General features: G+C 50.7%; 21 protein-coding genes and 1 pseudogene. 11 read left to right on the top strand and 11 right to left on the bottom strand.

Annotated elements, in window-relative coordinates; translation table 11 throughout:
• Positions 1–39 precede the first annotated feature (39 nt).
• The 7 genes from ASF12_RS03765 to ASF12_RS03735 all read left to right on the top strand — a co-directional run bounded on the left by ASF12_RS03765 (position 40) and on the right by ASF12_RS03735 (position 8,288).
• Complete coding sequence (locus tag ASF12_RS03765) at positions 40–819, top strand: SDR family NAD(P)-dependent oxidoreductase (RefSeq protein WP_056029709.1); 780 nt, start codon at positions 40–42, stop codon at positions 817–819.
• A 32-nt stretch (positions 820–851) separates the two neighbouring features.
• Positions 852–2,267 (top strand): NAD-dependent malic enzyme, encoded by a 1,416-nt coding sequence (locus tag ASF12_RS03760; RefSeq protein ID WP_056032776.1) that lies wholly within the window; start codon positions 852–854, stop codon positions 2,265–2,267.
• The gene (locus ASF12_RS03755; protein ID WP_235533035.1) at positions 2,264–3,763 is read left to right on the top strand and encodes an ethanolamine ammonia-lyase reactivating factor EutA; all 1,500 of its coding nucleotides are present in this window, start codon (positions 2,264–2,266) and stop codon (positions 3,761–3,763) included. Before ASF12_RS03760 ends, ASF12_RS03755 begins: the two co-directional genes overlap by 4 nt.
• Complete coding sequence (gene eutB, locus ASF12_RS03750; RefSeq protein ID WP_056029706.1) at positions 3,760–5,124, top strand: ethanolamine ammonia-lyase subunit EutB; 1,365 nt, start codon at positions 3,760–3,762, stop codon at positions 5,122–5,124. Before ASF12_RS03755 ends, eutB begins: the two co-directional genes overlap by 4 nt.
• 16 nt (positions 5,125–5,140) lie before the next feature.
• On the top strand, positions 5,141–5,854 hold the full coding sequence (gene eutC / locus ASF12_RS03745) for an ethanolamine ammonia-lyase subunit EutC (protein ID WP_056029703.1): 714 nt from the start codon (positions 5,141–5,143) through the stop codon (positions 5,852–5,854).
• Positions 5,855–6,148: 294 nt separating this feature from the next.
• Entirely contained in the window at positions 6,149–6,832 is a 684-nt protein-coding gene (locus tag ASF12_RS03740) for a response regulator transcription factor (RefSeq protein ID WP_056029700.1), read from the top strand.
• The gene (locus ASF12_RS03735; RefSeq protein WP_056029698.1) at positions 6,825–8,288 is read left to right on the top strand and encodes a sensor histidine kinase; all 1,464 of its coding nucleotides are present in this window, start codon (positions 6,825–6,827) and stop codon (positions 8,286–8,288) included. Before ASF12_RS03740 ends, ASF12_RS03735 begins: the two co-directional genes overlap by 8 nt.
• A 112-nt stretch (positions 8,289–8,400) precedes the next feature.
• Here ASF12_RS03735 and ASF12_RS03730 read toward each other — a convergent pair whose 3' ends face one another.
• The 6 genes from ASF12_RS03730 to ASF12_RS03705 all read right to left on the bottom strand — a co-directional run bounded on the left by ASF12_RS03730 (position 8,401) and on the right by ASF12_RS03705 (position 15,730).
• Positions 8,401–8,661 carry an HPr family phosphocarrier protein gene (locus ASF12_RS03730; RefSeq protein ID WP_056029695.1) on the bottom strand — a complete coding sequence of 87 codons (261 nt, stop codon included), beginning with the start codon at positions 8,659–8,661 and terminating at the stop codon, positions 8,401–8,403.
• 58 nt (positions 8,662–8,719) lie between these two features.
• Entirely contained in the window at positions 8,720–10,435 is a 1,716-nt protein-coding gene (gene ptsP / locus ASF12_RS03725; RefSeq protein WP_056029692.1) for a phosphoenolpyruvate--protein phosphotransferase, read from the bottom strand.
• Positions 10,436–10,521: 86 nt separating this feature from the next.
• Entirely contained in the window at positions 10,522–11,673 is a 1,152-nt protein-coding gene (locus ASF12_RS03720; RefSeq protein WP_056029689.1) for a mannitol-1-phosphate 5-dehydrogenase, read from the bottom strand.
• Positions 11,670–12,107 (bottom strand): PTS sugar transporter subunit IIA, encoded by a 438-nt coding sequence (locus ASF12_RS03715; RefSeq protein ID WP_056029686.1) that lies wholly within the window; start codon positions 12,105–12,107, stop codon positions 11,670–11,672. Before ASF12_RS03715 ends, ASF12_RS03720 begins: the two co-directional genes overlap by 4 nt.
• Entirely contained in the window at positions 12,104–14,155 is a 2,052-nt protein-coding gene (locus ASF12_RS03710) for a BglG family transcription antiterminator (protein WP_442952512.1), read from the bottom strand. Before ASF12_RS03710 ends, ASF12_RS03715 begins: the two co-directional genes overlap by 4 nt.
• 129 nt (positions 14,156–14,284) lie before the next feature.
• Entirely contained in the window at positions 14,285–15,730 is a 1,446-nt protein-coding gene (locus ASF12_RS03705; protein WP_056029680.1) for a PTS mannitol transporter subunit IICB, read from the bottom strand.
• Between the two features lie 505 nt (positions 15,731–16,235).
• On the opposite strand from ASF12_RS03705, the gene ASF12_RS03700 reads away from it, so the two are divergent.
• From ASF12_RS03700 to ASF12_RS03690, 3 genes and pseudogenes are all read left to right on the top strand, one after another.
• Positions 16,236–17,054: a DUF4183 domain-containing protein gene (locus ASF12_RS03700; protein WP_056029677.1), complete on the top strand. Its 819-nt coding sequence runs from the start codon at positions 16,236–16,238 to the stop codon at positions 17,052–17,054.
• Between the two features lie 87 nt (positions 17,055–17,141).
• Positions 17,142–17,426, top strand: a complete 285-nt coding sequence (locus tag ASF12_RS03695) for a DUF4183 domain-containing protein (protein ID WP_056029674.1) — start codon at positions 17,142–17,144, stop codon at positions 17,424–17,426.
• 168 nt (positions 17,427–17,594) lie between these two features.
• A pseudogene (locus ASF12_RS03690) lies at positions 17,595–17,990 on the top strand (BclA C-terminal domain-containing protein); the annotation flags it as partial.
• Positions 17,991–18,158: 168 nt separating this feature from the next.
• Here ASF12_RS03690 and ASF12_RS03685 read toward each other — a convergent pair.
• Genes ASF12_RS03685 through ASF12_RS03675 form a run of 3 tightly spaced genes read right to left on the bottom strand, consistent with a single transcriptional unit; the run spans position 18,159 to position 21,336 of the window.
• Positions 18,159–19,871 carry a CotH kinase family protein gene (locus ASF12_RS03685; protein ID WP_056029668.1) on the bottom strand — a complete coding sequence of 571 codons (1,713 nt, stop codon included), beginning with the start codon at positions 19,869–19,871 and terminating at the stop codon, positions 18,159–18,161.
• A gap of 19 nt (positions 19,872–19,890) precedes the next feature.
• Positions 19,891–20,619 carry a DUF4956 domain-containing protein gene (locus ASF12_RS03680; RefSeq protein ID WP_056029664.1) on the bottom strand — a complete coding sequence of 243 codons (729 nt, stop codon included), beginning with the start codon at positions 20,617–20,619 and terminating at the stop codon, positions 19,891–19,893.
• A 3-nt stretch (positions 20,620–20,622) separates the two neighbouring features.
• Complete coding sequence (locus ASF12_RS03675) at positions 20,623–21,336, bottom strand: polyphosphate polymerase domain-containing protein (protein ID WP_056029661.1); 714 nt, start codon at positions 21,334–21,336, stop codon at positions 20,623–20,625.
• 211 nt (positions 21,337–21,547) lie between these two features.
• Here ASF12_RS03675 and ASF12_RS03670 point away from each other — a divergent pair, with 211 nt between their 5' ends.
• Complete coding sequence (locus ASF12_RS03670) at positions 21,548–22,813, top strand: purple acid phosphatase family protein (protein WP_235533034.1); 1,266 nt, start codon at positions 21,548–21,550, stop codon at positions 22,811–22,813.
• Positions 22,814–22,864: 51 nt separating this feature from the next.
• Here the strand turns inward: ASF12_RS03670 and ASF12_RS03665 are convergent, their stop codons facing one another.
• Together ASF12_RS03665 and ASF12_RS03660 are read right to left on the bottom strand one after the other, a co-directional pair.
• On the bottom strand, positions 22,865–24,397 hold the full coding sequence (locus ASF12_RS03665; RefSeq protein WP_056029655.1) for a sensor histidine kinase: 1,533 nt from the start codon (positions 24,395–24,397) through the stop codon (positions 22,865–22,867).
• Positions 24,394–25,077, bottom strand: a complete 684-nt coding sequence (locus ASF12_RS03660; protein WP_056029652.1) for a response regulator transcription factor — start codon at positions 25,075–25,077, stop codon at positions 24,394–24,396. The genes ASF12_RS03665 and ASF12_RS03660 overlap by 4 nt, the downstream gene beginning before the upstream one ends.
• Positions 25,078–25,211 lie beyond the last annotated feature (134 nt).

The following is a 25,211-nucleotide window of genomic DNA, read 5'->3' as shown; positions in this document are numbered from 1 at the left end:
CATCGTTTGGATCGTATAGTCCGGAAGGGAGACGTTTGAATGCGCCTAAAAGGAAAAACGGCCGTCATCACTGGCGGTGGAACGGGAATTGGTAGAGCGACCAGCTTGCTGTTTGCAGGCGAGGGGGCCAGCGCCGTTGTAACGGATATTGACGAGGATAGCGGTCTGAGGACTGTCAAGGAAATCATAGAGCTGGGCGGACAAGCTTTATTCGTTAAGCATGATGTACGCAGCGAGACGGACTGGGAGGAGGTTGCTGCTCAGACGGCGAACATTTACGGCAAAGCGGATATTTTATTCAACAACGCGGGGCTGTTTTTGATTAAGCCGCTGCTGGAGACGACGCTTGCGGATTGGGAGCGCCTGATGTCCGTTAATGTAACAGGAGTTTTTCTTGGAATGAAGCATATTATTCCCCTGATGCTGGCCGGTGGCAAAGGCGGCTCGATTATTAATGCATCATCCAATGCGGGCCTGTTTGGGGCCTCAGGGCTCACGCTGTATGGCGCGACCAAAGGGGCTGTCCGCATTATGTCGAAGGATGCGGCGCTTGAGTTTGCTTCAGCGAATATTCGGGTCAACTCCATTCATCCGGGCTATATTCATACGCAAATGATCGATTATGCGGCAGAGCTTGCAAGCAAGAAGGTGGAGGATCAAGGGGCGCTTGTTCCCCTTGGCAAAGTAGGCAGTACGCTCGACGTAGCACGGCTGGCCCTGTATCTTGCCTCCGATGAATCTTCATATGCGACAGGAGCGGAATTTGTATTGGATGGCGGCGTATCTGCCGGTCCTCCAGATGTATGGAAGCAAAAATAGAACCGGATGCCAAAATGGCGGAGGAAGCATACATGACGATTAGCAGTTTGATTATAAGGTTGGAGATGGATCATCGGCTGGTTCAGTTCGGCGAGATTGCCTCTCAGGTCAGCCATGCTGGCGGCGATATGACATCAATTGATGTCATTCGCTCTGGCAAGGACATGTCGGTACGCGACATTACAGTCCATATTAATGATTCGGATGAGAGCCCATTGTTAAGGCGGCTGGATGAGCTGCAAGGGACGAAGCTAATCCATGTATCTGACCCGGTATTTCTCGCCCATTTGGGCGGGAAAATTGCCACGAGCCCGAAGCTAATGGTCAAAAATCGGGATGATCTTTCCAAGGTGTATACGCCCGGAGTGGCTAAAGTGTCGAAGGCCATTCATGAAAACCCGGATAAGGCGTATTCGCTGACAATCAAGCGCAATACGATTGCGGTTATTACCGACGGAACGGCGGTGCTGGGGCTTGGTGACATTGGACCTTATGCTGCTGCTCCCGTTATGGAAGGCAAAGCGATGCTGTTCAAGCAGCTTGCGGATGTAGATGCGTTCCCGCTTTGCCTGGATACGCAGGACACGGAGGAACTGATCCGCACAATTAAAGCGGTCAGCCCGATTTTTGGCGGCATAAATCTTGAAGATATTTCTTCGCCCCGCTGCTTTGAAATTGAGCGCAGGCTAGTGGAGGAGCTGGATATTCCAGTATTTCACGACGACCAGCATGGTACGGCAATCGTTGCGATGGCTGGCCTGCTGAATGCGCTCAAGGTAACGGGGAAGCAGCTTGCGGATGTACGAATTGTGGTGAATGGGATTGGAGCGGCAGGCGTATCGATTTGTAAAATGCTGCTTGCCGCAGGAGCGAGCCGTCTCGTCCCGATTGATCGGGACGGCGCTATCGTCTTCGGCGGTGCCTATGACAATCCGATGTGGCAGTGGCTTGCGATGCAGCCTCAGGTTGAACGAACTCCCGGAAGCTTGAAGGAACTGCTAGCTGGAGCGGATGTGTTCATCGGCGTATCGCGGGGCGGCCTGCTGAATAGCCAGGATATTCAGACGATGGCGAAGGACAGCATTGTGTTTGCAATGGCGAATCCCGCGCCGGAAATCGAGCCGGAAGAAGCATTGCCCCATGTTCGCATTTTTGCAACGGGTCGCAGCGACCTGCCGAACCAGATTAACAATGTGCTTGTGTTTCCCGGCATTTTCCGGGGGGCGCTGGACTGCCGCGCGCGCCATATTAATGAGGCAATGAAGCTGGCAGCGGCGCGGGCCATTGCTGCCGTCGTTTCGGACGAGGAGCTCAATGAGCAATATATTATTCCGAGCATCTTTAATGAGCAGGTCGTTGCTAAAGTGCGGATTTCCGTTATTGAAGCTGCTATATCCACGGGATGCGCCCGCCGAATACCGCCGGAAATTGGCTGGAAAATGGCATGAGCAGCATGGCGCGGGAGAAATGGCTGACGAGTGTAGGCATCGATCTGGGCACAAGCACAACCAAGTGGATTGTTTCGAAGCTTAAGGTTGTAGAGACCTCCGGAGGCTTTTCACTGCCGCGCTATGAAATCACCGAGCGAAGGCTGGCTTATATAAGCCCGGTTTTTTCAACTCCGCTGCTAGGCGAATCCGAAATTGATCTGCAAGCTTTATCGTGTCTATTGGAGCGAGAATATCAACAGGCCGGCATTAAGCCGCAGGATGTGCAGACCGGAGCCGTTATCATCACGGGCGAGACGGCGACGAAGGACAATTCTGAGAAAATTGTACATGCGATGGCCGGGCATGCTGGACAATTTGTCGTCGCAACAGCAGGTGCTGATCTGGAATCCTTGCTTGCTGGGCGAGGTTCTGGAGCGGCTGCCCGCTCAGCGCGGCAGCCAGGCGTAATCGTCAACGTGGATGTCGGCGGCGGGACGGCAAATGCGGCCTATTTCCGCGATGGCGCTATGATAGGGACGGTGACGCTGCATATTGGCGGCCGTCTTATTCGTTTAACACCTGAGGGGAAAGTCGTATATGTATCAGCCCATTGGCAGCTCTGGGCAAAGCAACAGGGCTATGAAAGTGAGCTGCCCGCGATAGGCAGTCTGCTTCCGCTCGCAGCTTTGCGTCTATTGTGCAAGCGAATGGCAGAGCATTTGTATTCGTGCATCATATCAGGCGGACATGCGGTTCGCTGTGGATGGGAAACGGATGTGCTGCTTGTCGCGCCGCCTGCCGGTGAACTCCCGATGCCAGGCGAAATTTTTATTTCCGGCGGAGTGGGCGCATTGATGGATATGTCAGATTCCCTTACAATGGAGGAAATAGCCAAATATGGTGATATCGGGCCGGAGCTAGGAGCGCAGCTGGCGCAATTGGCAAGTCGGCATGGGGTTCCGGTCAGGCAAGCGGAAGAGTCGGCCCGTGCGACGGTTATTGGCGCAGGAACGCATATGACGGAGGTGAGCGGAGCGACGTTGTATTATGATTTGGAGGCGCTGCCGCTGCGCAACATTCCGGTTGGCATCTGTCGCTTGCCGCCAGCCGATGACGAGATGCAGCAAGCGGTGCGGGCCAGTGTGCAGCTGGCAGCTGGCTTGTATGGCAGCGGAATGTCCGATCCGCCCTTTGCTTTAGCTCTGCAAGGCGGCGGAGTTTGCTCGTATATTCGCCTGCAAAAGCTGGCAGCAGCGTTATACGCCGAATATACGGCTGCTGCTCCTGAGTCCTCAGTACTGCTGGTCATTTGCCAAAATGATATGGCCAAGGCGCTCGGACATGCGCTTGCGAAGCGGCTGCGTGGCAAGCGGCGGCTCGTATGCGTCGATCAGATAAACGCCGTTGACGGCGATTATGTTGACGTTGGCCTTCCAATAAAGGAGGACATGGTTCCGGTAATCATGAAAACGCTGGTGTTTCACCGGCGGGAGAGCGGGGAGGAACAGGCATGAAGTTATCCGTTACACTCAAAGGCCGGACTTACTCCTTCCATCATTTGAAAGAGGTGTTGGCCAAAGCAAACGAAGAGAAATCGGGAGACCGGCTGGCAGGCATTGCTGCTGCCGATGCGGCGGAGCGGGTTGCCGCCAAATATGTGCTCTCGGAGCTGCGCCTCGCAGATATTCGGGAAAATCCGCTGCTATGCCCCGATAAGGACGAGGTTTCGCGGCTGATCGAGGAGGATCTTGCCGAGGACGTCTATCAGGCGTTCGCCAACTATTCGGTCGGCGAGCTGCGGGAGTATTTGCTTCGCTCCGATACGACAGGCAGCGAGCTGCTGCGGGTCGGCTCGGGCTTGACGAGTGAAATGATAGCGGCGGTATGCAAGCTGATGTCCAATCTGGATTTAATTCAGGCGGCTTCGCGGATGGAAATATTGACAACCTGCCGGACGACAATCGGCTATAAGGGGACGCTTGCTTCCCGCGCCCAGCCGAATCACCCGTCCGACCATGTTGGCGGCATGAAGGCTTCGCTGTTCGAGGCGCTCAGCTACGGCATCGGTGATGCGGTCATTGGCATCAACCCGGCGACGGATGCGGTTGAAAATATGAAGTCGCTGCTCTATGCGACGAAGGAGGTCATAGACCGCTGGGCGATTCCAACCCAAAACTGCGTGCTTGCCCATATCACGACGCAAATGCGTGCAGTGGAGGAAGGGGCTCCTGCAGATATGCTTTTCCAGAGCCTCGCCGGAACCGAGGAGGGCAATCGCGGCTTCGGCATTGATCTGGCGCTGCTTGAGGAAGCGGATGCTTTAATTCGCGCACGGGGTACAGCGGAGGGGCCGAACCGCTGGTATTTTGAGACGGGGCAAGGCTCCGAGCTGTCTTCGGAATCGCATTTCGGCATCGATCAGGTTACGCTGGAAGCCAGATGCTATGGCCTTGCAAAACGGTTTAACCCGTTTATCGTCAACACGGTTGTCGGCTTTATCGGTCCTGAATATTTGTATGACAGCAAGCAGGTCATCCGTGCGGGGCTTGAGGATCATTTTATGGCGAAGCTTCACGGGCTGCCAATGGGCTGCGACATTTGCTATACGAACCATATGCAGGCTGATCAGAATGATATGGATAACTTGAGCATTTTGCTCGCTTCTGCTGGAGTCAGCTTCGTTATTGGCGTTCCGTTAGCGGATGACTGCATGCTGAATTACCAGTCGTTAAGCTATCATGATATTGCCACCGTGCGCGAGACGCTGCGGATGAAGCCGGCTCCTGCGTTTGAAGCATGGCTGGAAAGCGTTGGCGTCATGCGGGGCGGCAGGCTCACTGCTGAGGCGGGAGATGCCATCCGGTTTGTCTATTGAGAGAGGAGGTCATCTAATGGATCGACAAAAGCAGGCCGAAATCTTTGAAAGCCTCGCGGCCCACTCGCCCGCCCGAATTGGAGTTGGCCGCTCAGGTACCCGTGCGCTTACGCAGGAAGTACTGAAGCTGAGGCTGGATCATGCCTTTGCGGTGGATGCGGTATACGGGGAAGTATCTCCGGCATTGCTTGCGGAATTCGAATTGTTTTCGGTTGATACCCAGTTTCATGACAAAGAATTATATTTGAAGCGTCCTGATAAAGGCAGGCTGCTGTCCGAAGAGGGGAGTGCGGCAATAGCGGAGCGCTGCTTGAAGCGTCCTCAAGTGCAGGTCGTTGTGGCGGATGGGCTGAGCGCCAAGGCGGTCGATGCCAATCTGCCTGATATTCTGCCTGCTTTAATGGATTCATTGGAAGCAAACGGGCTAACGGCGGGAACACCCTTCTACGTCAGAGGGGCGCGGGTTGGCTGTATGGACGATATCGGGCGGATTTTGGAGCCTGAGTCGCTTGTCCTTCTCATTGGAGAACGCCCTGGCCTTGCGGCAGCTACTTCAATGAGCGCTTATATGTGCTATCGCCCTTATCCGGGAAGGAAGGATTCGGAGCGAACGGTTATTTCCAATATTCATGCAAGAGGTACGCCGCCCGTGGAAGCGGGGGCTCATATTGGCTCTGTTTTGCGCAAAATGCTGGAGCAGCGCATGAGCGGGATCGGATTTATCGTCTGAGCTTAAATAAGAATGTGGAGAGGGTTCAAAAATCGTATGCTGAAAGCCGGAACTTTCTGGCGCAGGCTTCTGTAAAACGGAGGCCGCGTACAGAGCGTTCCGGCTTTTTTTGATTTGAGCGTTAGTTGGACATCTGCTTCCATTTTTTACATCGGCCGCGTTCATAGCTTGTACATTTTCAAAGTGTAAACTGGTTGCTAACCCTGTCAAACGTAGAAGATGTATGAACTGGAACGGTGTGAAGACACTGGAAAAAGCACAACATAAGGGCAAGGTGATACGAGGAGGGATAGTATGCTGCAAGGCCATATTTTGTTAGCTGAGGATGATGAGCGGCTCGGCGAGCTCATTGTGCAGATGCTTGATAAATCCGGCTATCATCAGGTGGACTGGGTACAGGATGGCGAGGATGTGTATGATTATTGTCTCGCTGCCCATTATGAGGTTGTCGTACTCGACTGGATGATGCCGGGCATGACAGGTGTAGAGGTATGCAGCAAGCTGCGGGAGCAGGGCTACAGTGGAGCCATTCTCATGCTGACGGCACGCGATTCGCTTCACGATCGAATAGAAGGCCTCGATTCAGGGGCCGATGATTATTTGGTTAAGCCGTTTGAGCTGTTCGAGCTGCTTGCTCGTTTGAGGGCGCTGGGACGCCGGAATTTTGCACCGCTAGTAGAGGAAGTCGTTCAAATTAGCGATATGACACTCAACCGCAGCACACAAGCAATGAAGCAGGGAGAGCAGGAGGCGGCGCTTAGCCCGCGCGAGTTCCAGCTGCTCGATCTGCTGCTTCGCAACAAGGGGAGCGTTTTGCCGCGCGAATTGATTTTGGAGCGGATATGGGGCTTCGAAACGGATGTTGCGATGAAGACGGTCGATGCGACGGTCAAGCTGCTGCGCAAAAAGCTGGAGCCGTTTGGCAACGCCGACAAAATCCAGAGCATTCGCGGCGTCGGGTACAAATTTGATGATTAATCGGTTATTCAAAAATAAAGATGTGTTCGCGCAGACGCAGGCGCGGCTGACGCTGCTTTATGTCGGCTTGCTGTCGCTGTTTCTCGCCGTGTTTGTCGTCGTTGTGTATTGGCTGTTGTCGCTTGTCATTTACAATGAACAGAAGAAGGATCTGCTGTCGTTTCTCGATCAATCGACGAACGTTATTGAGAAGCAGATGAAAGAGAATCGGCAAGCGGAAGAAATTGACTTGAATGACCGCAACTTGCTTGGATTTGGCAATGACCAGTTTTTTTATTATTTGATTGGAGCAGATGGCGCACTTATTGCGGGGAAAGAAGTATTTCCTGTTTTGAGGCCAGAGCTGCTGGAGCTGGTGAAGGACTGGAAGCCCGGCAATAACGAGGTCAGCTACGAGACGATAACGACAGATGCCGCTTCTGCGGACGGCATGCCTGGGGACAGGCCGCCAGCAGGCAAGCTTTCATTAATGATTGCGGGCAAGCCTGTTCTGACGGGGCAGGGCAGCTCCAGCATTTTTTATGTGGCGAAAAATATTTCCCAGCAGCATTCGCTGTTTCAATGGCTGCTTTGCATTCTCATAGGCGTCGCAGCATCATTTACGATTGTCGCTTTTCTAATTGGGCGATACATGTCGCACCTTGCTATGCTGCCCATTGCCGAATCGTATGATCGGCAGCGCACCTTTACAGCGGATGCGTCGCATGAGCTGCGCACGCCGCCGAGCGTGCTGCTGATGTCGATTAACGCGCTCGAACTGGAGCAGGAGAGCTCCGGCAGCAAGGTTGAAAGAGCTTGCCCCGTCCATATGGAGCGTGAAAATGCTTCAGTTACAGCCCGATCTGAAAAGGCTGCGGAGGATGATAATGATTTTGTCTCTAAGACGCTTGCGACGATGAAGGATGAAGTGAAGCGGCTGACGCGGCTCGTTGGTGATTTGCTGCTGCTGGCCCGTTCGGATGCGAGTGAGTTTGAGTTGGAGCATAAAATGTTTGATTTTCGCCCCATTGCCGAAAAGACCGTTCAATCGATGGAGACGCTGGCCGCTGCCAGAAGCATACGTCTGGAGCTTGAAGCGCCAAATCGGGCGATGATGCGTGGCGACGCGGAGCGCATGAAACAGGTGCTGTATATTTTACTTGATAATGCGATTAAGTTTTCGCCGGAGGGAGAGCGTATTATCGTCCAGCTAAGGGCATCGGCGTCGGAGCGTCGGGGCTTGCTGAGGCTGACGGTGCAGGATAAAGGACCGGGTATTAAAGCGGCAGACGCTGCGCGCATATTTGACCGTTTCTATCGGACGGACAAGGTGCGAACGCGGCGAACATCCGGTCATGGGCTGGGACTCGCAATTGCCAAGCAAATGGTGGAAGCCCATCATGGGAAAATTGGCGTATGGCCTGAGGTTGGCAAAGGCAGCACCTTCTATGTGATGATTCCGGTTGCCTTCAAATGAGAGGGACAAGCTTGCTTGAATAAAAAAAGGAGAGGAGGCCGTTTGCTTAAGTTTATGCTTAAGCAAACGGCTTTCCTCTCTTTTTCCATAGAAGCGGGAATGCTATTTACGCCTATTCGTGAATTTGTGTCAGCAGATCGCCAAGCACCTTCATCGCTTCGGTTTCCTGCTCGCCGTCGATTTCCAGCGTCACTTCCTCGTTCACGGCAATGCCGAGCGTCAGCATGCTGAGCGAGCTTTTGCCGTTCACTTTTTTGCCCTTATTCAGGACGGAAATTTTGCAGGGAAAGGCGCTGGCGGCTTGAACGAACGTTTTAGCCGGGCGAACGTGAAAACCTGTTGGGTTAAGAATCGTAAAGGTTTGACTGATCATGAGGAGATCACTCCGTTTCGGATGTATTTTATTTCAAGTATGGTTTGGAGGCTAATCCTTATTGCCGTTTTTGCTCTACAAAGGCGGTTACTTGCTCATAGCTGCGAATGCGAAGCGCCTGCTCCGCGTAGGCGGCCCATTCGGGCTGGTCCAGCTCGCCAACGAGCTGTCTAGCCTGCAAAATCGCGCCAGCGCTCATGCTGAATTCATCCAGCCCAAGCCCAAGCAGCAGCGGAATGGCCGTCGTATCGCCAGCCATTTCCCCACACATGCCCACCCATTTGCCTTCCTGCTTCGCGGCTTTGATCACCATGCTGATGAGGCGCAAAATCGAAGGATGCCATGGCTGATACAAATAAGATACCGTCTCATTCATCCGGTCCGCCGCCATCGTATATTGAATCAAATCGTTCGTCCCGATGCTGAAAAAATCAACCTCTGGCGCGAACAGATCAGCGGACACAGCAGCGGACGGAATTTCAACCATCATGCCGACTTCTATGTGGTCTGCGACAGCGATGCCTTCGGCAGCAAGCTTTGCCTGTTCTTCCGCGAGCAGTTTTTTTGCTTCAAGCAGCTCCTCGATGACCGCAATCATTGGAAACATAATTTTAAGATTGCCATGGCTGCTGGCACGAAGCAGAGCGCGCAGCTGCGTGCGGAAAATATCCTGGCGGTCAAGGCAGAGCCGGAGCGCGCGCTGCCCAAGGAACGGATTGCTTTCCTTCGGCAAATCCATGTAAGGCAGCTCTTTGTCGCCGCCAATGTCGAGCGTGCGGATGACGACGGGCTTGCCGTTCATTTTTTCAAGTACGTATTTGTAGCTGGTATATTGCTCCTCTTCGGTTGGAAGCGAGCTGCGTCCCATATAAAGAAATTCGGTGCGGAACAAGCCGATCCCTTCAGCGCCATTATCGAGCGCACGCTGCACATCTTCCAGTTTCCCGATGTTGGCCGCAAGCTCTACCTGCTTGCCGTCTCGGGAAAAGGTTGGCTGATCCTTGAGCTTAGCGAGCTCAGCTTTATGCTTGTCATATTGCTGTTTTTGCTGCTGGAAGGCAGCGAGCTCGTCAGCGGACGGGTTGATAATGATGGAGCCCGCTTCGGCATCCATTATGATAAAAGCATCGGCTGGCAATGAGCGAAGAGAGGAACCGACGCCAACGATGGCCGGAATTTCCAGCGTCCGCGCCATAATCGCGGAATGGGAAGTGCGGCTGCCGATTTCGGTAATGAAGCCGCGCACGACGTCCAAATTGAGCTGGGCCGTATCGGAAGGCGTCAAATCCTCGGAAATAATAATACATTCCTCAGTCATATTCGCAAGATCGAGATGGGGCACCCCGCGCAAATGGCTCATAATGCGGCCCGCCACATCTTTAATATCGACGGCGCGGCCTTGAAGCAGCTCATCCTCCATCGCTTGCAATAGTTCAATGAAGGAAGTCGATACTTCATGAAGCGCATATTCAGCGTTAATGCCTTCGTCGCTCATTTTTTCCTCTGCAGCATCAATGAAATCAGGATCTTCCAATATCATCAGATGGCCTTCAAAAATTTCGGCTTTATCCGCGCCAAGCTTTTGCTCTGTGGAAACTCGAATCGCTTCAATCTCTTCCTGCGCTTGGGCTACTGCGCTGCGAAAACGCTGAATTTCCCCAGTGGGATTTACAGCTTTAAGCTTTTTCGGCGTATAAAGGTCTTGATGAATAAAGTAGGCGGGAGCTGCCGCAAGCCCTGGCGATGCACCCGTACCTTTCCATACTGTTGTCATGCAACCTCATTCCTTTCCTTGACTCAATGGCTCCTCAGTATCTTGCCTGCTTGAATTAAACCAAGAGCCGTTCGTTTCAAAAATAATTACAGCTTGCTGTAGGCTTCCACAATTTGCGCGTGCAGCGGGTGTTCCGCTGTCAATGACGAATAACGTGCAATAACGTCGCTGAGGGTGGAGCTTGAGAGAGCTGCTTGAATTTCTGCAGCCTCGGAATCTTCTGTATAGTTGAAGCGCAGCGCTGCGGCCATCGCTTTTGTCAAATGGTCAGTTGGCAGTCCGAGCTCAAAGGCGAGCAGGGCGGGCCTTACGAGACGGTCATCCGGCGACAGCTTGCGAATCGGCGAACGGCCGACACGCACCACTTCATCGGTCAAATAAGGATTAATAAAACGCTCTAAAATTTGCTCAATATACGCTTGATGCTCGCTTTCCGAGAAGCTGTAAGTACGAACAAGCATTGCGCCCGTTTCTTTGAGCGCACCCTCGACTTCCCTACGGACAGCGGCGTCCTTCATCGCTTCCTGAATAGTGGCGTATCCTTGCAAATAACCATGATAAGCGGCAACGCAATGCCCGGTATTAACGGTGAACAGCTTGCGTTCGATGTAAGGCTGGAGCTGATCGACATAATGGATGCCGGGAATTTCCGGCGTTCCTTGCGGGAGCGCAGAGCGGTCAACCGTCCACTCATAAAAAGGCTCAACTGTCACTTGCAGCGGATCGTCATGCTGCTGAAGTGGAACGATGCGGTCAACGGCAGCGTCTGGAAAAGCAATCGCTTGCTCTGCCTGTGCTTTGACGTCAGCAGCCAGATGGGAATAAACAAGCTCCTTAAGCTGCGAACTGCCGCCAATCGCATTTTCACAGGCGATAACAGGCAAGGGAGAAGCATCAGCTGCTTGGTTGTTCGCCAGTCGAAGCGTGATGCCTTCAGCAATGGCTCCGGCAATATGCTTTAGGACTGACACGCCGACGGCTGTCGTGACGAGGTCAGCCTCGGCAATGGCCGCGGCAACGAGCGCCGTATCATTGCCGTTAATCGCATTGACGCCCGAGACGGTGAACGACTCAGCTTGCTCGCTGGCCAGCTTAACGGTATATTGCTGTTTTTCCTGCAGCAGCGCGACGAGTGAGGCATTTACATCGACGAAAGTGACGCTGCAGCCTGCTTGTGAGAGCAGGAGGCCAATGAAGCCTCGCCCGATGTTGCCTGCGCCAAAATGGACGGCCCTCATTCTTCCATACCTTGCTCAAAAATAGCGATGAGCTCGGCCTCGGAGCTGGCATTCAAAATCCGCTCCATATCGTCTTCCTCGGATACAAGCATCGCAACGCTCGTTAAAATGTTCAGATGGTCATCGCCGACTGCTGCCAGGCCAATGACGAGTTTAGCTGGCTCGTCGCCGCCAAAATCTACTCCGCCAGGCACGATTAGAATCGACATGCCCGTCGAGTGGATGAGGCTTTTGGAATCATTTGTGCCGTGAGGCATCGCAAGTCCGCCGCCAATATAAGTCGAGAGCAGCTCTTCGCGCTCAATCATTTTGTCAACATAGGACGCCGGAACATGGCCTGCTTCAACGAGCAGCTGTCCTGCAAGGCGGATTGCTTCATATTTGTCGCTAACTTGGACGTTCAATTTCACTTTGTCTGTAGATAAAATAGTCATGGCTCATTTCTCCAATCCAGTTTGAATTTGATTTCTTTCTCTAGGTGAAAGGAAATAAATGCTTGAATTTCCGCTGCGCTGCCGTGCTTGAGCAGCTCTGTCAGCTCCGTCATCAGCAGCATCGCGCTCACCTCGCTCAAAATCTCCAAAGCGGTACGGCGAAGCTCGGCAGGGCCAAGCATCATTAAAATCTGCTTCACTGGAGCAGCGCTGCTGTCTCCAAATGGCAGCGGCTCATTAAATCGAAATAGGCTGAGCACAGGAAAGGCAATCGCATCAGAGCGGGTATGGAACAACGCCAGCTCCGTGTCCGGAATAACCTGGCTGCCATGCTGCTCCCGTGTCAGCAGCAGGTGAACGACCTTCTGTTCGTCGGACACCGCATGCAAGTGCCGGATCGCCTCAATAAGCTCCTCGGTAACGCCTGTTAAATCGCCTCGCGGAAGGCCGGGCCGTTCCGGCATCGTATACACTTGAAAGGTTTCCAGCAGCATAACCGAATCCGAGGCGTACATTTTTAACTGCATCAACCGTTCCAGCGGCGAGTGGCTGCTCGTTTCCGGCGTTTTGGGCGAAGGAGCATGCTTGAGCGTAATATTTTGAATAAAGGACCGCAGCCGTTCTACTTCCGCTTCCAGCAGCAGGGGACTCAGCTTAATATAACGCTCGGCAGCTATCGGCAAATCAACCGTCGAAATAATAAGATCGTATTGCTGCTCCGGCATTCGTGCTGCTTCGTACCAAGAACGGTTGCCAATCAGCTCGATTTGCGGCAGCTCCTTGCTAATTCTAACGGCCAGCAGCTTTGACGAACCGATACCGCTGGTGCAGACGAGCACCGCTCTAACTTTTCGCGGAAACTGCTTGAGCCGTTCCATGGAGGCGCCAAAATGCATGACCATGTAGCCAATTTCCTCATCAGGCACTTCGATCCTGCTTATAATAGCATTAACGCCTTTGCGAATAAGGGTAAACAGCAATTCATAATCTTTCTTAATTTGCGCGAGCAGCGGATTGCGAATCGTGCTGCCTTCCTCTATTCTGCGAAAGGCAGGCAGCATATGCTGATGGAGCCCTTCTCTTAGGGAACGGTCTTCGGTAAAAGGCTCGCCGAGCTGCTCCTCCATAAACGCGATCAGCTTCGTTACGCTTGCATTGAGCGTCCAATCTCCCTGAGCGAGCAGCAGCCCATCTTCCTCAGCCGAATCGGTCGCTTTAAGCAGCTTGGCGATATAGCGGACCTCCTCAGCAGGAAGCTCCAGTGCGAGCATGCTCAGCAGTTCCTCGGCCTTGCTTTCTCCTCTCGCAGAGTAGGAGGGAGGAACGCCATTAACATGCGGCGGAATCAAATGGCCTTCCTGAATTCGCGTCAGCGTGACAGCAAGCCGAATGAGCAGATTTAAATGCTCTTTTTCTGACAATTGCAGCTGCCAGCCGTCCTCCAGCTTCCAAAACGCCTGCTCCAAGGAGAAAAAATGCTTCCTGCCAACCATCGCCAGCAGCTCTTTCGATAATGGATGCAAGGTGATGGCTTCCTGAGCTTGGCCGAACAGGTCGGATTCGTCCAGATGGGTTTGCGCGAGCCAGGCAATAAACAGCCTTTTTGCTGACTCCGGCCCGCTTATTTCTACACCGTAACCGCGCCTGCGCACGAGTGTCAGCCCGTGGCTCTGAATCATTTGCTCCAGCTCGTCAAGATCGTGGCTAATCGTTGGCATCGTAACGCGCAGCTGATGGGATAGCGAAAATTGCTTGATCGGCTCATTATGCTTAAGCAGCTTGCATAATATAAGCGCCTTGCGCTCCTCGGCTGAAAACTCAAATAGATCCGCATGCTCAAGCGCTTGCTTAAAACGTTCCAGCCTCTCGCTGTCCGCTTCGATTTTGATCCCGATTCCGGAGCGCTTATGCAGCTTGATATGATTGGCAGCTAGTACAAGCTCAATGTCACTGAGCTCGCGGTGAATCGTTCGGGTGCTTGCCCCGACCTCAGCGGCAATATCTGCCGCTGTTATTTCATCCCGCTGCTCCAGCAGCAGCTCTACAATACGTCGCTGTCTCGTCGATACTTTGATAGGAGATCATCCTTATCCGGGAAATGGACTTAACGCCGACATTAAATGTCAGCGTTAAGCGCAAAGTCTAGGCTTGCTTCGTTTAAAATATAAGAATTACGCTTAGCTTAATCTGTTAATCAAAGCATCATACTCGGGGCTCTTCAAGAAATCTTCAATGGAGATGTGCTCAGCTCCAGGAACTTTCAGTCGCGCCCGTTCAGTCAGCGATTTATGGGTAATGACGATATCCGCATCAGAAGGGAGATCGTTAATCGCCGTGTTGGTCACCTGTATAGGAAGACCGGCTGCTTTGACTTTCTTTTTCATAATGGAAGCGCCCATTGCACTAGAGCCCATTCCAGCATCGCAAGCAAAAATAATTTTGCTCACATCTTCCTTCGATTTCACTGTGCCAGCAGCTGCGGAAACTGTGCCAGCTTGAGCACCAGCTGTTTCAGCGCCTTTAGAAGAGGCCTTCATATCTTGCATTTTAGTCGTTGCTTCCTCAATATCGCCTTGAGCGTTTTTGCTTGTTTTTAGCAGAAGCGCGCCGATTACGAATGATACTGCCGCCGCGATAACAACACCGCTAATCATGGCAAAGTAGCCGCCCTTAGGCACGAGCGCAAAATAAGCGAGAATACTTCCTGGTGAAGGAGCGGCTGTAAGGCCTGCGCCCAGCAGGGAGAAGGTAAACGTACCAGCCATGCCGCCGCCGATAACCGCAAGAATGAGGCGCGGATTCATGAGGACGTATGGGAAATAAATTTCGTGAATACCGCCGAAAAACTGAATGATGATAGCGCCTGGAGCAGAGCCTTTCGCTGCGCCTTTGCCAAACAGCCAGTAAGCGAGCAGTATACCAAGACCGGGACCTGGGTTAGACTCCAGCATGAACATAATGGATTTGCCAGTAGCCAGCGATTGCTCAAGCCCGATTGGACTTAATATACCGTGGTTAATCGCATTGTTCAGGAACAAAATTTTACCCGGTTCAATTAAAATGTTCGCCAGCGGCAAGAGGCCGTGGTTGATGAGAAATTCTACGCCGGAAGAAATCAGATTGCTGAATGCGGTAACCAGCGGGCCAACGCCTTTGTATGCCCCAATCGAGAGGGCCGCGCCGATGATGCCGGAAGAAAAGTTATTGATAAGCATTTCGAAGCCTGATGGAATTTTACCTTCCAGCGCTTGGTCGAATTTTTTCAAAATCCATGCAGCCAGCGGACCTACGATCATAGCTCCGAGGAACATCGTAATATCCGATCCGAGAATAACGCCCATCGTGACCATGGCTCCGATGACGCCGCCGCGGGTGCCGTGAACCATTTTACCACCTGTATAACCGATCAGGAGCGGAAGCAAATAAGTAATGGTTGGGCCAACAAGCGTTGCCAAATCTTCATTTGGAAACCAGCCGGTCGGAATGAACAGGGTTGTAATAATCCCCCAGGCAATAAATGCGCCGATATTTGGCATCACCATTCCGCTTAGGAATCTGCCGAATTTCTGCACCCCTACCTTTACACCGCCGGATGACGATTGTTGTACTTCTTGACTACTCATGACATGACTCCTCCTCAATAAATTGCGAAGCAATAACAGCTTCGATAGGCGCGGGTATATGAATGAACGAAGCGATCATCACGCGCAATATGTTTTCACCGTTTGTCATGTTACACCTTACAAACGGGAATATAATCATGTTAATGGATAGCGTTTACAGTCGCAATGAAAGGAAAAGAAGAAAGCGTCATGAGCGCTGTTGACAGTATTTATTTTGGCAGAAATGGAGGGGAATATGCGAATGATTCGCCAATAAATGATCATTTATCTATTGAAAAGGCGAATATTTGAGCATTGAAAGGTGAAAAAAGTCCGTCTATTTTCCGGAGTAATCTGAAATGGTGTTCACAATAAATAAGGTTGTAGAATAGGGAAATAAAGAAAAGTAGTCTGACACCTATTTTCAGTAAAATAGATTAACGTCTATATCGTTAGTAGTTAAAAGTCTATACCTTCGATAGAGAAATCTCATAATATACAATTGTTGTATATGGAGGTGTTTAGCTTGTGGAGTGTCAATATCCATAATAAAAAAGAAATGACTTCAGTAACAAGAAAGCCTGCACGTAATAAGAAATGTATCGTCAAAAAAAAGAACATACGTATAACAGATAAACGGAAACTGAAGAGCTCTAATACTGGCCGAAAAAAAGATTTTAAAAAGAAAACAGTTATTGTTTGCCCTTTGAGAAGAAAAAAAGAACGTAAAAAGTTTATTTTATCGAGAAAAAAATTTAAACGTGTTGCTTGTACACAACCGGAAAATATTATAATAGCTCCGGGAGATATACAAGGACCTCCAGGCTCTCAAGGGACGCAAGGCTCTTCAGGCTCGCAAGGACCTCAAGGCTCTTCAGGCTCGCAAGGACCTCAAGGCCCTTCAGGCTCTCAAGGCCCTCAAGGCCCTCCGGGCTTGCAAGGGATTCAAGGCCCTCAAGGACCTGGCTCGCAAGGGATTCAAGGCTCTCCAGGCTTGCAAGGACCTCAGGGCCCACCAGGACCGCCAGGACCTGTCGTCCTTCCTGATATCATTATTTTGCCAAGTGCTCAAAGATATTTTTATATTGTGACCTCAGATATACAGTCCTCTGTAACGATTCCAGCTAAAGAATTTACAAACGATGAGGGAACATTAATAACCGCATTTACAGGAATTGGTCAAAATAGCTATAGTAATCTTTACATCAATGGGATATTGCAAGAAGGCAGTATATATAGCTTAAATGAAAGTGCCTTGAACATTAATCTAAACAATCAAACTATTTTTTTAGGTACGCCTATTATTCTCGAAATCATTCAATTTTTTGCTCAAGTAACCTTATAAAATGTGCGTTTAATTAGATGATCCGCCCTTCCCTTTAATCTATCTCTATCATTTACTAGTAGAGATTGAAGAAGGGAGGTGATATAAATGGCAATTACAAAACCCTTTATGGCTGCTCGAAGGTTTTCTGCTACAATTGGAGACGGAACAGGTGTCGGCGTTGCATTTAATATTCTTGCAACAGCCACCACCAATGATGCCGGAGTTGCTGCCACAGCTTTTCCAACTGCACCCGCGTATTATAATCTTTATATTAATGCGCAGATTCAAACAGCAGATACTTCAACTGTTACTACCACTGCGATCACCATACCTGGTGGTGATGCACTCGATCCTGCGACACCAGTTGTAATCGAATTTGTTGTAAACTAATCATCTTTATGGATGAGATGCCGACAATTATATTGTTTTGGATTGTCGGCATTGTCTTTTTAATTGCTTTTGGGGATATTATTTTCGTACATATCTACTTGAAAAAACAAATAAAGGAAGTGGAAATGAATGGCGATTATATACCCTATCATTCCCCCAATAATTTCCGGTGTTATTTATAATGCAGGTGCTCAAACTGTTCCTGTAGAAACGGATGTTATTTTTGATTCAAATGGCATTCTTTCACCTGGAATCACCCATGACCCCGAAACCGCACAAATTGCAGTTAGCAATCCGGGCAAATATGAGGTTGCTTTTTCTGTATCGTGTGTAGAACCAAACCAATTCGCCCTATTTTTAAACGGCACACTGGTTGCGGGAACTGTTTATGGCTCAGGTGCTGGCACTCAGCAAAACAATGGGCAGGCTATAATTGCTCTAGCGGCTGGTGATGTTCTTACTCTGCGAAATCATAGTTCAGCTGCTGCGGTTGGCCTTCAGACTTTGGCCGGTGGCACACAAACAAACGTAAACGCTTCTGTTGTCATCAAAAAATTAAGTTAGCTTCTAAATGATATGGATGAATTGTGAACATCTTGTTTGCATTTTAGATCGAACGGCCGATGTAATGGAAGGAAGTCGAATAAAAAGTTGAGAGCAGCCTTAACAAAAGAAAAGAGCGTAAAAAATCGCTTATTCTGCGATTTTTTACGCTCCGTTTCACAAGTTTGGTTACAGCCTTCTGCGGTTGTAGAAAATAACGAACACACTCGACAAGATTAAAATAATTAATGCGATGCCTGCAGTAATAGCTTCCGAAGCGCTGCCCTGCGGCTGAGTGCTTTGACCGCCGGGACCGCCGCCCCCCATGCCATTGGGCGGTGCCATCATGCCGCCTTGTCCGCCCATACCGCCTTGTCCACCTGGACCTCCGCCGCCAAAGCCTCCACCACCGAAGCCTTGACCGCCTTGCTGCGCACCGTTAGCACCGTCAGCTGGAGGATTACCGCCCGCTGCGTTGGCGCCATCAGTTGGAACATTGCCACCCGCTGCATTAGTACCGTCGGTTGGAGGATTACCGCCCGCCGCGTTAGCGCCGTCAGTTGGAGCGTTGCCACCACCAGGGAAACCGCCGCCGCCCATACCACCACCACCGCCAAAGCCGCTGCTGCCGCTGCCGGAACCGTCGCCCGAGGAAGGAATTGTGCCGTCAAGCTGCTGGGTGACGCTTGCTACTTGAGTGCTTGCGAAGGAAAGCACCGTCGTAATGCCCTGCTCATACTCTTCATAGGAATAGAAGGAAGAAGGGTCCGCTTTTACATAAGGAGAAATCAGCTCGGCTATTTCTTTTACTCTGGCTGCGAAAGTATCATCTGCCAAATATCCTTCTATCATTTGTTTGATAATCGCGTGGTACTGCTCCTTGTATTCATCGACTGCCAGCAATTTGGCGATGAGAGGCCGATCCGCCAGCGTACCGGACGTCGGTTCATCAATGAGCACGCCCGTGCCGCCAAAGCCGCCGAAGGACATATTATAATCCCAGGGCAAAACCGAGAACAGGCCATCATCCTCATATAAATAGTAGTTATGTTTTTTCTCCGATAAATAGCTGTCCATATTGCCGGCAACTGCGTTTAAGGCAATAAATTTCAGCGCTTCCTGTACGTCAAGAACGCTGTCATAATCCGTACCGTTATTTAATTCATCGAGCATTTTCAGCAAAATATCGTCATTGGACGAAGCGGACTTGAGATCAAGCCCTGTGTAAGCTTTCATCGTCTCCAGCCAGTTAAGCTCGCTGCCATTGCCGCCGTTTGCTTTGTAAAGCGCACCGTAGCTGTTGCCAAAGTTGCGTTCCAAATAGGCATCGCCAATTTGCTCGATCGCTAAATAAAAGCCCCAAAGCTCGCCATTTACATATACATTCACATAGGAATATTTAGGGGTTGGCAAGCCCATTGCTTCGGCAAGCTCATAGGAAAGAAACTCGCGCATATAGGAGGCATCGCTGAAATTATTGTTCAGATTGATTTTGCTAATGCCATTAATCGTCTGATTGACATATTCGTCGAAAGACAGCTTGAAGCTGTAGCGGTCCGAATCAGTCATATTGACGACGCTGCTCAGGCTGAGATTGCCCTTCGTGCGGATGCCGACATTTTTGAAAACTTGGCCGTTGTAATCGACCGTCGCTTCCTTAAATTCCTCTGCGCTGGCGTTGTCCAGCATATTTTGAAAGTCATCTTTGTCCACTGTAATTTTTACATCGATAACCTTGTCCTTGGGAAATACCGTCTCATCCAGCGTCTGCTCCCCGCCTGAGACAACGTTTGTTTCCGTTGTCGTTGGAGTAGAGCCTGTACCATTGGTACAGGCTGTAATGGTGAGAAGCAGAAGGAGGGAGCACAGGCTTAGAAGCAAGGTTGAAGCTTTTGCTTTCATGCCGGAAACCTCCTCATAATTATGATACATAATCCCCGCTGTAGCTGATCAAAACGGCATTTTTGACACCTGATAGCTCGGAAAGCTGGTTAACAAACGCGCCTTCCTGATCACGAAGCCGAATTTCAATCGTCATTTCCACATTGCCGCGCGTAACGGCTTTTTGCTTCACATTGTAACGTTTAACGAGCTTGTTCAGACGGCCGTGAATTTCTTTCTCGGTCGTTTCATTGTCGCAGTTGACGACAAGCAGGTAAGGCTGCTCAACCGAGCCGCCTTTGACAAAGAAGAAGAGAATAAGGCCGACCACGACAGAGCCAATAACAGCGAGCGTATAGAAGCCCGCACCCGATACGATACCGGCAACAGCTGCCCAGAACAGGAAGATCAGGTCGGTCGGATCTTTAATTGGCGTTCTAAAGCGGACGATGGATAATGCGCCGACCATACCGAGCGAGAGCACCAGATTAGAGTTAATCGCGATAATGACCATAGCAGTAACCATCGTCATGCCGATGAGTGAGACGTTGAAGCTTTTGGAATAAAGCACACCGCTGAAAATCCGTTTGTACAGCGTATAGATGAAGAAACCAATCAGAAAAGCTACGCCCAGCGTAATGAGTATTTTCGAAATGCTAATATCGGAAGTAAAGTTGCTCATCACCGAGTTTTTAATAATATCGGCAAAAGAAGTGGACGTTTCCGTCGTTGTAGTTGTTGCGGCAGCTGCTGTAGTCGTCGTCTCCATCGTTTAAAAATCCTCCCAAGTGTTGAATTTAAGATATTTGCGGCAGATCACGTATTTGGATGCCGAGGTACGGTGCAGCCCTTCAAGCTGAAGCCCAGTTTGAATATAAGCCGGCATGTATTCATCGAATTTCACTTCGAGTATCATCCGGTTATCTTCCAGAGCGATGACGGGATCTAGATTCGGGTCAAAAATGTCCAGCGCATGCAGCCCCGTTCGCAAATCCTTGTCGAACGTAATCCGTACATTGCCATTTTCATAAACATAAGGCTCGCGCACATAATCGACGATCACCTTCGGGCGAAGCAGCCGGTACTTCATCTCATTGTAAATTTCCATAAGCAGCGGCTTATCAGGCCGGTTGAACACTTCATAGTCGCCAGCCATCATCTGGTCGTACATGGCCCGCGTAAGCGGCTCCTTGACTTTGGCGATGTAATCCTTGAATTTGATTTTTTTCTCAAAATGGATGACCTTGTCCTGCGTATTATAAATGCGAATCCGATATTTGCTTCGGTCGCGTACGCCGCCCAGCTTCTCATGCAGCGCTTTATTGTTCACATCGTCGAAGTACAAGCTTCGAATGTGGTATTCGCCCGTATCGCCGACATTGGCGTCCTGCTGCATCATATTTTTTAGCCGCTGCCGGATGATGAAATATTGATGCTGGTTGATGATAAATTTCAGCTCATGCCGGAACTTCAAATTTTGCTGCAAATGACTCCCTCCTTCTCTCTATCAATCGTTTAGCTGTTATGGTGTCTTCGCTAAGCTGTTTGTAAAGCTATTGTAAATTCAGATGCTGATGTGAAAATGAGTGCCCGCTGAAAGATTGCTGAATGCCGGGTGAAAAGTTTGACTTGCTTTAGGCGGGAGCGTTATCGTAAAAGGCAGCACAGGTATGAACTTCACGGGAAAGGAGATTAAGATGAAAAAAGAATGGATATGGATTTTGGCCCTTTGCCTTGTACTATTGCTTGTCGTTGCAGGAATAGAATGGCTGAAATCGGCTGGGACAACAGAGAAGGCGGCTGGGAAGCCTTATGCTATCGTTACAACCTTTAAAGAGGATGCGGCAACGAGCCGCGCTTTCACCTGGTTTACGGATAATCCGCAAGCGGGAACAGTGATTGAATGGATTGAAGGAATGGATGCTGCAAAATTGTCAGGCGAGGGCGAGGGGGCGCAGGTCAGTCGTCTTGAGGGGAAGACATCAACGCTGGATACAGGCAATGGCGCAGTAAGAGGGGGGCATAAGCTGGAGCTTACGGGGCTGTCGCCGGGCACAGCCTATACGTACCGTGTGGGCGACGGGAGTGAGAGCGGCTGGAGCGAAGCGTTCCATTTTATGACGCAGGCGCAGGCTGCGGATCCATTTACTTTTATAAATGTGACCGATTCTCAAGGGGTGACGGAGCAGGATTTCGAGCTTTGGGGAAATACGCTGGATCAGGCGTTTAGCACATTTCCTGGCGCGCAGTTTATTGTGCATAACGGCGATTTGACGGAAAATCCGGATGATGAAATCGCGTGGCAAAACTTTTTTGGCAAGGCGCAGCAGTGGGTTACGCGTTTTCCGCTTATGCCTGTGACAGGCAATCATGACGAGGTAGATAATAACGCAGACGAATTCGTCGCTCATTTCAATTTGCCAGCCAATGGAGCGGACGGCTCGATTGAAGGTACAACGTATTCGTACGACTACGGCTCGGCGCACTTCATCATGCTGAACACGGAGTCGAACAAAAAGGAGCAGACCAAGTGGCTGGAGAAGGATTTGGCAGCTACAGACAAACGCTGGATTATCGTATCGGTTCATCGTGGCCCCTATGCCGGTAATCAATACGAGAAAATCGATGATTGGGTTAAGCTGTTTGACAAATATAGGGTTGATCTCGTGCTTCAGGGGCATAACCATGAATATGCAAGATCGTATCCGCTGAAGGATGGCAAGGTGACAGGGGATGGAGATGGTGTCATCAGCACGTCAAGCGGTACCGTCTACGTCGTCACTAACGCAGCGGGGCAGAAGTTTAATGAGATGAAAGAGGATCAATTTTATCATAAGGTTCATTTTCAAAATAATAAGCAAATGTTTGCCGGCATTACGATCGAAGGAGATAAGCTGACATATGAGGCTTATGATGTGGATGGCAATAAGCTGGATGCGTTCGTGCTGCAAAGTGAAAAATAAGACAGGGTGTCCCCGCGGCCAGATTGTGGCCTTGTGGGGCACCCTGTTTGCTTATACATCCGCTAACGGCAGCTTGACGGTGAATGTACTGCCTTCGCCGACGATGCTGGCCGCCTCAATCGTTCCGCCATGCGCTTCAACGATGGACTGCGTAATTGAAAGCCCGAGGCCTGCTCCGCCGCTTAGGCGGGTGCGGGAAAATTCACTGCGATAAAAACGCTCGAACAAATGGGGGAGATGCTCCGGCTTAATACCCGTTCCGTTATCGGTAATGGAGATGGCGGCATAGGCTCCGGAATTTGCGAGCTTAAGCGATATTTTACCTTGATTGGCATCGGTATGCTGGACTGCATTTAAAAATAAATTAAGCACAACCTGCTTGAGCTGATCGGGATTGTAGCACCCGCTTAGGCTCACAGCAGCGTCAATCCGCACCTCACGCTGGCCGCCCAAAATGTGCAGCTGCGGCTCCAGTTCATGAATGAGATTGCCAAGGTTTGTATCGACCTTAACGAGCTCTGGCGTCTGATCTAGCTTGGCTAGCAGCAGCAAATCTTCTACCAGCTTGTTGATGCGCGTCGATTCAAGCTTCATGCTCGTTAAAGCGCGGTGCAGCTGCTCCGGATTTGAAGCGGCTCCGCGCAGCAGCACCTCCAGAAACCCATGGATGGAAGTGAGCGGCGTCCGCAGCTCGTGTGAAGCGTCAGCAACAAAGCGCCGCATTCGCTCCGTCGTCTGCCGCTCCGTCTCGAAGGAGCTTTCCAGCCGACCGAGCATGCCGTTGAACGCTTCGGAAAGCAGATCGATTTCCTGCTGTCCTTGCGATATAGGCAATCGCTCGGTGAGATTAATGGCGTCGGTGCGCTGTGCGGCCTTCACGATGCGCGACAGCGGTGCGAGCGTCTTGCGCAGCAGTGGCAAGTAAAGCGATAAGCCACCGGCCAAGGCAACAATAGACAGCCCGGCGAAAATAGCTAGCTGCGATGCAAGCACCGTTTGCAGCAAATCGGTGTCGTTGCCTGCTTGAATGAGTCCATCTGGCGAATTCGGCGGTCCGGCCAGCCGAAAGACGACAAGCTGCTGGGCGCCTTCGCTATTGCTGAGCAGCTGATAACCGCCGTCGCGATGCTTTTTCAAATCCTCAAAAATCTTCATGTATTCCGCTTTGCTTAGCTCTGGTGTCCACGTTTCACTGCTAGTTGTTAATATCGTTCGTTCACCTGTGCTGCTCACATAGGCAAGTGATAGGCCTGGTTGACTAATCGTAGGCATATTGCTTGGGCCTTCCTGCGAAGGCGGCGGTGAAAATGTGGAATCATCCGATGTCATCTCACCGTTATTGGGCGATTTTCTCGGGAAAGCGGGTTTGCCGTCCGAATGCCACTGGGGAGGCATAGCCTGAATTTGCGCTTCCAAAGCCTCGGCTCGATTATTATATATAAAGTCCTTCATTAAAACATATTGCAGCGTTCCAATTAACAGAAGCAGCCCTGCCAGTACGAACAGCGAACGGCTAAGCAGCTGATAGCGCAGCGATTCGGGCTTTAGTAGGCGAAGCAGCAGCGGAGCTTTGCGGTCCGTCATGGCAAATCCATGCGGTAGCCAGAGCCGCGCAGCGTGCGAATAAGCCGGTGCTCCTTGTCCTGCAGCTTCTCGCGCAGCGAACGAATGTACACCTCAACGATATTTTCCTCGCCGCCAAAATGATAGCCCCATACTTTGTCCAAAATAAGCGCCTTGCTCAGCACAATGCCGTTGTTCATTACAATAAATTTCAGCAGCTCATATTCGGTAGGCGACAGCTCCAGCACTTGATCCATGTAGGATAGCTCCTTGCGCAAATCGTCGATGCGGAACGGGCCGTATACGACTTCCCCGAGCAAATTCGGAAATTGATTACGTAGCCTTGCTTGAATGCGGGCAAGCAATTCCTCAAAGCTGAATGGCTTAATGACATAATCGTCAGCACCAATGCGCAGCCCTTTCACGCGATCCTGCGTTTCATCTTTGGCAGTCAGCATAATAATGGCGATATTATCGCCCGTTGCTTTAAGCGCCTGGCAAACCTCAAAGCCGTTCATGCCCGGCATCATCACATCCAAAATGACAACATGGGGCCTAAAGTCGCTAGCGACCATAATCGCTTCCTCGCCATTGCTGGCTGTCCGAACATCCGCGCCTTCATTCAGCAAGCCAAGCTCCAAAAACTGCACGATATGCGGCTCGTCATCAACAAGCAGCAGCTTAATTCCTTTTACCGACATTTTATCATCTCCAGTTTTGCAAACGGTTGCTTCTCACCACGGGCGATCTCATGAAAAAGTCTACCATGTTTGCAAATCTTGTTCAAACCTAGGACAGCCCTGCGGTTAGAGCGGTCTTTTAAGTGTTTGTTAAG

The organism is Paenibacillus sp. Leaf72, from assembly GCF_001422685.1.
Lineage (GTDB): Bacteria > Bacillota > Bacilli > Paenibacillales > Paenibacillaceae > Pristimantibacillus.
This window is presented reverse-complemented; position numbering and strand designations above follow the sequence as displayed.